Below are 1464 nucleotides of genomic sequence, written 5' to 3' on the forward strand. Positions count from 1 at the left end.
GTACTACATTCGTAGATTCACTGGGAGTGGATCACCGCGCCTCCGATAATGGCTGATCAGGGCACGTGTCTGGTGACGTCGCCGGAAGTCCGACCAAGCCAGGACATGATCGATGGCATCGGCTGCAGGGATGAACAGTCGGGCCAGCACCCGGCGGATCTCGGCGAGCGAGAGTCGCAGCATCCTCAGCGCGGTGACGCCTCCAGGAGCAGGCGGTCTTTTCCCTCGCCGGCGGCCTCGTCAGCGCCGGCGGGCAGGGTGGCGCGCGTGACGGCGAGGAACGCCAGCGCGAGCATGGCGATGGTGACGTGCCGATGCCAGGGCGTCCACTTGCGGACCTGGTAGGAGGTCAGGCCGAGCAGGTCCTTTCCCTGTTCGTTGTTCTCCTCGATCTTCCAGCGCATCCCGGCCGCGTCGATCAGCTCGGAGACCGCGGTGCCGACCGGGGCGTGGGCCAGGAAGAATTCCACCTCGGTCGGAGCCGCGACCGAGCGGCGGATCAACAGCGTGTGCGCGTATCCAGGCGCGGGTGCCTGCCCGGCCACGGCAACGGCCAGGGCGGTCCAGTCGTAGACCCGTGCGCCCTTGGTGCCGGCCCCGCACGAGCGGCGCTCCCAGATCCCGGCTTGGCCGAGGGCCAGCAGTCGGTCCAGCACATGCCCGACCGGCTCGGCCCCGCCTCGCACCGCGACCAGGGGCAGATCGACCGGGACCGCCATGACGTAGCCGAGGGCGCGCTCATGGCAGAATGCGCGCAGGTGCGGGTCACGGCCGTAGCCGGCATCGGCGCACAGGTAGCGAAACGGCGTGCCCGCCGCGAGCTCCTCGGTGAGCATGTCAATCACCAGCTGGGGCTTGGTGCGGAAGGCCACGTGCCCGGGCACCACGGCCCTGCCGCGGCGCTCGGCATCGACGGCCCAGGACTCGGGCAGGTACAGACGCCGGTTGACGAAGGCGTGCCCGACCTCGGAGGCGTAGGTGAGCATGGGCATGACCTGGCAGTTCTCCACCTGGCCGGTCAGTCCGCAGTACTGGTCGGCCACGCCGACCGACTTGTCGCCCTTCTTGATCGCGCTGGTGTCGTCGGCGATGAGTACCCCGTCGGGGCGGCCCAGGTGCGTGATCACGTAGGAGCGGACCTCGTCGCGCAGGATCTCGACGTCCCATTTCGCGCGGTCCAGCAGGTGCTCGAACCGGTGGGCGGTGCGGTGGCCGATGTGGTCGGCCAGTTGCCAGGAGTTCTTGCGCGGCACGTCGGCCAGCAGGGCGCGGACCAGGTCGGCGAAGGACTGCCGGGGTTCGGGGCGGGTGAACAGGGGGGCGGCGATGCGCGTGGTCAGCGCGGTCAGTTCCGTATCCCAAGACACGACGAGATCGTAGGTTAGAGCGCACGTCACGCACCGACGATGGCCTAACTACGTCCCCTGGCGGGGCCAAACGAATCAAGATCTACGAATGCAGTAC

1 protein-coding gene is annotated in these 1464 nt (G+C 68.6%); it reads right to left on the minus strand.

Going from position 1 to position 1464, the window contains the following annotated elements; translation table 11 throughout:
- Nucleotides 1–185: 185 nt before the first annotated feature.
- Nucleotides 186–1397, minus strand: coding sequence for an IS701 family transposase (locus tag ACSDR0_RS50545; RefSeq protein ID WP_435296123.1), 1212 nt, complete (start codon nt 1395–1397; stop codon nt 186–188).
- Nucleotides 1398–1464: the final 67 nt, after the last annotated feature.

It is taken from the genome of Streptosporangium sp. G11, assembly GCF_051192615.1.
Lineage (GTDB): Bacteria > Actinomycetota > Actinomycetes > Streptosporangiales > Streptosporangiaceae > Streptosporangium.